At 35.6% G+C, this 7,928-nt stretch carries 8 protein-coding genes and 1 pseudogene; 3 read left to right on the top strand and 6 right to left on the bottom strand.

Annotated elements, in window-relative coordinates:
- Positions 1 to 208: 208 nt before the first annotated feature.
- Positions 209 to 475, top strand: a complete 267-nt coding sequence (locus tag ACPUEY_RS13800) for a mobilization protein (RefSeq protein WP_088749624.1) — start codon at positions 209 to 211, stop codon at positions 473 to 475.
- Between the two features lie 17 nt (positions 476 to 492).
- Positions 493 to 924 carry a hypothetical protein gene (locus ACPUEY_RS13795; protein ID WP_039090891.1) on the top strand — a complete coding sequence of 144 codons (432 nt, stop codon included), beginning with the start codon at positions 493 to 495 and terminating at the stop codon, positions 922 to 924.
- 31 nt (positions 925 to 955) lie between these two features.
- Here the strand turns inward: ACPUEY_RS13795 and ACPUEY_RS13790 are convergent, their stop codons facing one another.
- Positions 956 to 1,336 (bottom strand): hypothetical protein, encoded by a 381-nt coding sequence (locus ACPUEY_RS13790; RefSeq protein ID WP_015060210.1) that lies wholly within the window; start codon positions 1,334 to 1,336, stop codon positions 956 to 958.
- A gap of 194 nt (positions 1,337 to 1,530) precedes the next feature.
- On the opposite strand from ACPUEY_RS13790, the gene ACPUEY_RS13785 reads away from it, so the two are divergent.
- Positions 1,531 to 2,142 (top strand): recombinase family protein, encoded by a 612-nt coding sequence (locus tag ACPUEY_RS13785; RefSeq protein WP_015060246.1) that lies wholly within the window; start codon positions 1,531 to 1,533, stop codon positions 2,140 to 2,142.
- 189 nt (positions 2,143 to 2,331) lie between these two features.
- Here ACPUEY_RS13785 and ACPUEY_RS13780 read toward each other — a convergent pair whose 3' ends face one another.
- The 5 genes and pseudogenes from ACPUEY_RS13780 to ACPUEY_RS13760 all read right to left on the bottom strand — a co-directional run.
- On the bottom strand, positions 2,332 to 3,216 hold the full coding sequence (locus ACPUEY_RS13780) for an Mph(E) family macrolide 2'-phosphotransferase (RefSeq protein ID WP_000155092.1): 885 nt from the start codon (positions 3,214 to 3,216) through the stop codon (positions 2,332 to 2,334).
- A gap of 55 nt (positions 3,217 to 3,271) precedes the next feature.
- A complete protein-coding gene (gene msr(E) / locus ACPUEY_RS13775) occupies positions 3,272 to 4,747 on the bottom strand; it encodes an ABC-F type ribosomal protection protein Msr(E) (RefSeq protein WP_000052512.1) in 1,476 nt (491 codons plus the stop codon).
- Positions 4,748 to 5,349: 602 nt separating this feature from the next.
- Positions 5,350 to 5,868 carry a plasmid replication DNA-binding protein gene (locus tag ACPUEY_RS13770; protein WP_087090660.1) on the bottom strand — a complete coding sequence of 173 codons (519 nt, stop codon included), beginning with the start codon at positions 5,866 to 5,868 and terminating at the stop codon, positions 5,350 to 5,352.
- Between the two features lie 78 nt (positions 5,869 to 5,946).
- Positions 5,947 to 6,858, bottom strand: a complete 912-nt coding sequence (gene repM / locus ACPUEY_RS13765) for a replication initiation protein RepM (RefSeq protein WP_004733876.1) — start codon at positions 6,856 to 6,858, stop codon at positions 5,947 to 5,949.
- 650 nt (positions 6,859 to 7,508) lie between these two features.
- A pseudogene (locus ACPUEY_RS13760) lies at positions 7,509 to 7,928 on the bottom strand (mobilization protein (MobL-like)); the annotation flags it as partial.

The following is a 7,928-nucleotide window of genomic DNA, read 5'->3' as shown; positions in this document are numbered from 1 at the left end:
CTCTTTATTTCGATTTATCGAAATTACCAACATGTATATGTTGGTCAGGGGATTACAAAGGGGATTTACCCCTTGTCGCACCATTGGATGAAATCCAATGGCTAAGTGCGCTCTTCGAGGAAAACATTACTATACATATAGCACCTTGAATGCATATTCAAGTGCGCTTATGTTAGGGATGGTTTCCCAGGATGATGGTATTGGATTAATGAGCGTTACTGAAACACTAGACAGCAAAATCAAAGCACAGGAAGAAAAGCTAAAGCAGTTAAAGGCTCAAAGACAGGCAGCACTGGCAAGAGAACGTGCTAAAGAGAAAGAACAAGCTCGAAAGGATGATACCAGACGCAAAATTTTAATTGGATCCTGTATGCTAAAGATCACTGAAGATGATGAACAAGCCAGAGCTAAATTAATTGCTCAGATGGATAAGTATTTAACAGATGAGCGTGACCGAAAGCTTTTTAATTTATAAATTTTGAGGGATAAGTAGTGGAAGATCCAACACTTAATAAGTTAATACGTAATACAGAATTATTCTTCGAACATCACTGGAATGTAGACCTATTAGGAAAGCCTCCTGAATGGTCACCAGTACATTTTAATTTTGGAAAAATTCCTAATTACGATAAACAAGGTGTATATGCGTTTGTCAAAGGGGATTTAGTGACTTATATCGGTGTTGGGACTTCTAGAGGTGCTGGCCGTTATCGTGGTAATGGCTTAAGCGCCAGGGTAATGAAATATTGCCGATGGAATGAAGATAAAACTGAATATATTGCGATAGATCCAAGACTGAAAGATGCTGGATCCATCATTACAATAGGCTTTGAGCGTGATACGGCTTATTTAGCAAATGCCCTAGAAGTTTTTCTTATCTCTAAAATCCAACCTGTCCACAATGTGGTTAAAGTTGGTATGTAATTTCGCATAAGAAATTTTATGTTAAATGGATTCAATCTCTGTCATCAAAGTCAGCATTAATTCTATCGACAGTCCATTTTACTGTATTGTTATCTAAGTAAAAAAAATCTCTATTTAAAATATCATCTTCAAAAATTAAGCCATTAACATCTAGCTTCCCTTCTTTTAAATATCCAATAATTTCATATCTTAGACTATTATCTATTTGCTTAATTTGATGGGAATAATGTGTTTTCTCAATAAGGTAATCATCAAAAATAGTAGCTTCTAAATCTATAAGGTAATTTTTTTTGAGATCAATACATGAGGGTATTGAAGAACTAAATACCTCTAGAATTTCATTACGAACCTTAATTTTTAGAATGAATTCGAGATTCTCATTACATTCTATGATTTGAGCTATATATTTCACTTCGATTAAGATTTCCTAAAATTAACATAATACACGTTATACGAATTCCCAAGGCATGGCTTTTAGTCATGCTTTTTTTATCAAAAGACTATACCTGAATGATAGCGAGCCAAATCGCATACAATATCTATCATTAGACTTAATGCAATAATTAAATGATAGTATTATCATTAATCTAATAGAATTAAGATTAAATGATAGAAATGAATACACGTATTTATCTACGAGCTTCAACTAAAGATCAAGATGCAGAAAGGGCTTTGCAGATTCTTCAGGATCTAAACCAAAACTTGAATTTGGGTGAAACCATTGTGTACGTGGAAAACTATAGTGGTACGAAGTTAGACCGACCTGAATTGAATAAGCTACTGTCAGAAGCAAATCAAGGTGACACATTGTTAGTTGAAAGTATTGACCGCTTATCACGCCTAACCCAACGAGATTTTCAAGAGCTGAAGCGCAGGATCCAGGAGAAGGGACTTCGTTTAGTCGTAGCAGATCTTCCTACTACCTACCAAATGATTCAAACCAGTGACAGCATTACTCATTCAATCTTGGAACTCATCAACAATATGTTGATTGATCTTCTGGCAACAATGGCCCGCCTAGACAATGAGAAACGTATAGAACGTATTAAGCAGGGCCTGGCACGTTCGGGTTACAAACCAACAGGCAAGAAGGCAAATGAGGCTAAACATAAACGAATAAAAGAATTGCTAGTAGTTGGCAATATGACTAAGGAAGAAATTGCCAAAGCAGTGAATTGTGGAGTTGCAACTGTCTATCGAGTTGCTAAAGTTATCTAAAAGAGGCTTATCTCAACGCGCCCCCAATGGGGCACCGCTGCATTCAGGTTACTTCACATAAGAAATTTTATGTTAAATGATTGTTAGAAATGCCCCTTGATCGAGGCATTTTCTATAAAGAATACTAAAAACTAATTAAAGCCAACCAAGTTTCAAAACAAGGCAGTTCTCAGCAATCATATTTTTAAATTATATAACTCCCAACTGAGCTTTTGCTCCAACGATAAGGCTTTCATTTTGAGTTTCTAAGGCAAATAAACCATACATCAAAGGAGAGGCCGCTGCTCTTTCTAAAGTCTGTTCATATAGTTTATTCCAAACTTTACCCCCTAGTTTTTCATACTCGATGATTAGAGTTTTGAGGCTTTCTTCTCCAAACAAAGTTACATGCCCAGCAAAATCAATCGCTGGGTCATCTATATGGGCTGTTGACCAATCAATAACGCCTGAAACAGCTCCATCCTTTGAAGCTAGTACATGCCCAGCATATAAATCGCCATGTATAAATTGGGTGAAATCTGCCCATAGAACATCATTATCCAACCATTTTCTGTAGCGGGTTTCCAATTGCTCACTTATACCAATTTCAGATTTTACTAACTGCAAATTGTTTGCTATTTCAGGTCTTAAATCTGAAGGTTTCATAATTTTCAAATCATTTTCCCGAACTTCTTTTTCAGGAATACTATGGATTTCAAATAAGGTTTTTGCCAAAGATGTTATGTATTTCGGGCTATCTTTGTCCATATTCCAAATTATTTCATAGGTTTCAGCATCCAAATTTAAAACAGGATTATCTTTAAGTATGGGATAAGCCACTAATTCTGTAGATGAAATTCTCCAATCAGGAACCTCTACAGAAAGATGTTTTTTTACCAATTCTAAAATGCGTTTTTCTTTCTTGATTTGTTCCCTCATGCCATCACGACGAGGAATACGCAGCAACCATTGTTGCCCCTTTGTATCAAGAGCAAAAACGACCTTAAAATCAATGCCCATTTCATTGAAATTCATTTTGTCCGTAAGCAACAAGCCGTGTGCTTCAGCAAGTGATTGAATATCTTGAATTGTCATTTTTAATTTCCTTTAAAGAGTTCAATAATTAATGTTCGGATTAGATTGGCTATCATTAACAATCTCTCTCAAAAGTCTTGATGATTTTGTGGTCTTTGATCTCGTAGATAATGTCAGCAATATTATCGACCAATTGCTTGTCATGAGATACGAAGATAATAGTTCCTGCATAGGACTTCATCATTGTTTCTAATGCGGCAATACTTTTTAGGTCAAGATAGTTTCCTGGTTCATCCATAAGCAAAATATTATATTTTCCTAAAAGCATTTTGGATAAAAGCAGTTTGATGATTTCACCTCCCGATAAGTCGGATAAGTTTTTTTGAATATCATTCGCTCCGATCCCCATTGAAGCCAATACTGCACGAATTTCCGCAACTGTGTACTCGCACTCTTCCTGCATAAAGGAGAGCACAGATTTATGCGTGTTAAATTTATATCCTGTTTGTGTAAAGTAGCCAATTTCAGCTTTTGGAGATATGGTTAATCCATCAGCACGTTCTGATATCATTTTTAACAAGGACGTTTTCCCTGTTCCATTCGATCCAGTTATAGCGACTTTAGCGCCAAGCGGTATTATAAAGTTAGCGTCATCAAAGATAGTACGGCTACCAAATTTTAAGCTCAGACCATCTGCCGTAATCGGGAACTTATTGTGCAGTTCTAGGGCTGAACTTTGACGAAAACGAATAGAACGCAAATGCTCTGGTGCTTGAATATCTTCTAATGCAGCCAAACGCTTTTCCATACTCTTAGCTGCCTGATACAGTTTTCTTTGCTTGGTGCCAGTCATTTTTGCATGCCCAAGTCGTCCAGCACTTTCGGTAGAGTTTTTGGATTTTTCTCCTTTTTTCTTATTGTCTAATCGATTAGCTTGCTGGCGTTTTTCTTGCACAGCAGATTCTAATCGCTCCCGTTCCTTCATCATCAGCTCATATTCTACGGCTTGGTGTTGTCGCTCTTCTTCTTTTTGACGCAAGTAATCCGAGTAACCACCCCAATATTCCGTAATTTTACCGTCTTTTAACTCCCATATCTTGTCTACAACCATATCAAGAAAATATCGGTCATGACTGATAACAAGTAATGCTCCATCAAATGCTTTAAGTTGACCAATAAGTAGATCTATTCCATTGAGATCAAGGTGGCTGGTTGGTTCATCCGCTAGAATGCCATGTACTTGTTGGGAAAATGCGGCAGCAATTTTTGCACGAGTTTCCTCTCCGCCACTCATTGTGTCGTTTTGTACATTGGAAACACCAAGGCGAGATAACATTGCCCGGTCTTCGACCGTTTCTATTTCGATTCCGCCCAGTTGGCTGATATGTGCAAAATCACCAAAACGCTGTAATGTCGCTTCGGCTAAAACAATTTCGCCATTAAGTACTTTGAGTAAACTACTCTTTCCTGCTCCGTTATCACCCACAAGACCAATACGGTCATAAGAGTGAATTTCCAATTCATCAATATCCAAAACATCACGCCCAGCATAATCCAAGCGTATGTTTCTCGCTTTAATAATTAAACTCATTTTTATTTACTCCTGTTTAGCTCTTGAAATTTTTTATGCAGCAAACAGGATTTAGGTGAAAACAAAAGCTAGCATCACAGTGTCCTCCCAAAAAAAAAGCTATTCATCCACAGGGTGGACAAATAGCTAGTCAATTAAGTTATAACTGGAAACTATGCACTAAAAGCATACTTATAAATTAAGCATACTTTTACTTTATATATCCGCATATATTCTTAAAGACACAACAAAAGCCCACCATTATAAAATAGTGTCACTATGCAAATAGTTGTGTCTTAACGAATGCGGATAGAATGCATAAACTTACCTAAAAAATAAAATTCAGTTTTATGATAACTTTACTGTTAAAAGAAGTCTAGACAACCTTGTTTTATGCTTGGATATAAGGCTTATTTTAAAATAATAGTAGTGAAGATTTTCTAAAATTAACATAATACACCTTATACGAAATGCGTTATAATTATCTATAGAAATCAATGCTGTAGTTTCTAGTTGATAGCCCATCTTCCCCAAGGTGGGCTTTTTTTATGATTTTTCACGTTCCACGCTTATTATTTGATCAATGTTTCACGACTTTGTTCATATCAGTTAAACAATCGTAGTTAATCATAGGGTCTAAAAAAACGGCTCCAAAAGCCTCTTTTTTCCGGTTCCGGTTGGACATGTTCCGGGACTAGAATGCGCTTATTCTCGATTACTTCAGGTTCTTTTGGAGGGATTGTGATCACTTCCTCTTTTTCTTCTGTCTCAGGCTTAGATTGAGTTGGCTCAGGATCAACAGGTGTAGTGACATGAGGTTTTGGAGCTTCCAATAGACGTTGCATGACTTCAATTTGTTCTTGGTAGAAGGCTTCTCGATCTTTGGCATCTGATACTTGATTTTTCAGCATGTCTATCTGCTGTCTAAGCAGTAAAACTTCTGCCGAAGTTGGACTGTCTATTTTTACAGGCTCTTTTACATCCTGTTTTCTTGCAGGTTCACCAAATACACGGATGGCTTCTGAGAAATCAATCTTATTATCAGAATTTTTACTTAAAATTCCTTTGTTTATCTGATTATAGATGGTCTGTCTATTGATATTGTAAAGCTTGGATAACTCTAAAACTGAAAGGCTTTTCATGATGTAAAGTGATGCCTAATCTTGTAAAAATGTCTTGTCTATTAGACTGTCTAATAGACAAAACGACAAGTCTATATTTTAAGCAGTATTGAACCCGACTTTTTCTAGATAGGGTAAGTATTCCTGAACCTTATCAGGAATAGTTAAATTTTCAGAAATTCTTATAGCGAAGTCATCATAACTTTCACCAACTTTGCTGTACTTTGAAGCAAATGAAGGTTCATGAACTAGCTTATTTGAGAACAAAAGAATTTGTTTATCATTTAAGGCGATTTCCATTTTAATTGGCTGTGATGTTTTGGATCTTATTGTGAACTCAAAGCCAGTTATCTTGGTTCCAGACTTTTTGGTTTTATAATCAATAGTTATGTCCGAAGACTCATTAATTTGATCTTTTGCTACTTCAAGGACTTTCTTTTGAAAGTTATCAATTCTTGAAAGTTCTATTTCTGTTAAACCTAATGTATTTCGTAAATCAGAGAGAGAAATATAAAACTTTTTAGCAATCTTCCATTGCATACATATTTCATAAATCCGAACAGCATAAATACTAGAAAACTTACTTATTTGAAGAAGGTCATAACGCGTAAATTCTTTTTCTAAGCGACTTATTAATGGTATGACATCAGGAGCAAAAGATAAGTAAACAAAACCTGGCTTATAACCTACCTTAGATACCCATCGAGAAGTAAAAAAGATTTTAGAAGTATCTTCACTTAATAGATCAAAATCCCAATCCACATATGAAAATTGTCTGTCGAACAGGGTTTTACAAGCCCCTCGTAGCATGGAATAAGAGTTTTTGAGGCTAATATCAAACATTTCTGCATACTTTTTAGCTGATATTTTTATCAGAGAGTTAGCATCAATCAATGTTTTACTTTCTCTAGCTTCAATAATTGCTAAAAGTATTAAGCGCATTTCTACCAAATCAAGTTTGTAGCTTGCCTCAATCAAGATATTCGCTTTTACGACTATATTTTTACTCATTATTAGACCATAAAATTTTTATTAATTTACTATATATTTTTTTTTGTAGGAAATAAAGAAGAAAACGAGATAAACATATACTGCTAAAGGTAGGGATATATACTGCTAAAGGTAGGGATATATACTGCTAAAGGTAGGGATATATACTGCTAAAGGTAGGGATATATACTGCTAAAGGTAGGGGGTGATCCTCTATAACCCTTTATCTACAAGCCTTTAAGGTAGGCTAAAAACATTAAAAACTATTAAAAACATTAAAAACATCAATTAAGAAAAATTGCCCTTGGTTTTCGCTACGCTCAAACTCTATTGAATCTCGCTTTCGCTCGATTCTAGGGACAATTTTTTGGTTAATACATATATCAATTTAAAAAAATCAAAAGCAATAATGCATTCGCTTTGCTCATGCTTTTTGAAAAGCAAAAACTTCATTGTGACGCTCGTAGACACTTGCTAAAGAAACTCTCTAATAACACCTAAAAAGCGGTTTTTCAGAGGGGGGAATAAGCGAACTTTCATTGTGACGCTCGTAGACACTCGCTAAAGGCTCTCATTTGAGGTCTAAGAGCTTTTACTCTTATAGACTATGGTTTCCCTACATTTTTAGTAAAAGTCGCTAAAAACCCCGGTTTTTTGCGTTTAAACAGGGTTTACCAAGGTGTGTAATCGTTATCATTGTCTTGTTCTGGCTTTTTAGGCTCATTTTTCTGCTGTTTCTCCAATTCTTGGCGTCTTAAAAATGCCATATGTTCTTGTTCTCGCCTTTCTTGCTCATAGACATAGAGTTGTTCTTGTTGTTCTCGTTCTTTACGCAACTGCTGTTCCCTCAATTCATGATCTTTTCGGTCGTTTTCGAGCTGTATCGCTCTTTTTTTGGCAAATTCTTGCTCTGCTTCTACCTCAATTGGTTTTATAAAATCTGCATGCATTTTTTGGATTTTTAGCTCTTCCATTTCTTTTGCATATAGTCGCTTTTGTTTTTCACCATTTTGAGGACTAAAGTATTTATTTCCATAGTTATCTTCTTCAAATATATAACTATTTATGATCTCCAGTCTTTGATCGCGTAC

It is taken from the genome of Acinetobacter sp. G11 (assembly GCF_049808495.1).
Taxonomy (GTDB): domain Bacteria; phylum Pseudomonadota; class Gammaproteobacteria; order Pseudomonadales; family Moraxellaceae; genus Acinetobacter; species Acinetobacter kookii.
This window is presented reverse-complemented; position numbering and strand designations above follow the sequence as displayed.

What these genes read in the sequence shown, in the direction of transcription:
- ACPUEY_RS13800 (WP_088749624.1), top strand. Translation starts at nt 209, where the DNA reads ATGAGCGTTACTGAAACACTAGACAGCAAAATCAAAGCACAGGAAGAA.
- ACPUEY_RS13785 (WP_015060246.1), top strand. Translation starts at nt 1,531, where the DNA reads ATGATAGAAATGAATACACGTATTTATCTACGAGCTTCAACTAAAGAT.
- ACPUEY_RS13780 (WP_000155092.1), bottom strand. Translation starts at nt 3,216, where the DNA reads ATGACAATTCAAGATATTCAATCACTTGCTGAAGCACACGGCTTGTTG.
- ACPUEY_RS13770 (WP_087090660.1), bottom strand. Translation starts at nt 5,868, where the DNA reads ATGAAAAGCCTTTCAGTTTTAGAGTTATCCAAGCTTTACAATATCAAT.
- repM (WP_004733876.1), bottom strand. Translation starts at nt 6,858, where the DNA reads ATGAGTAAAAATATAGTCGTAAAAGCGAATATCTTGATTGAGGCAAGC.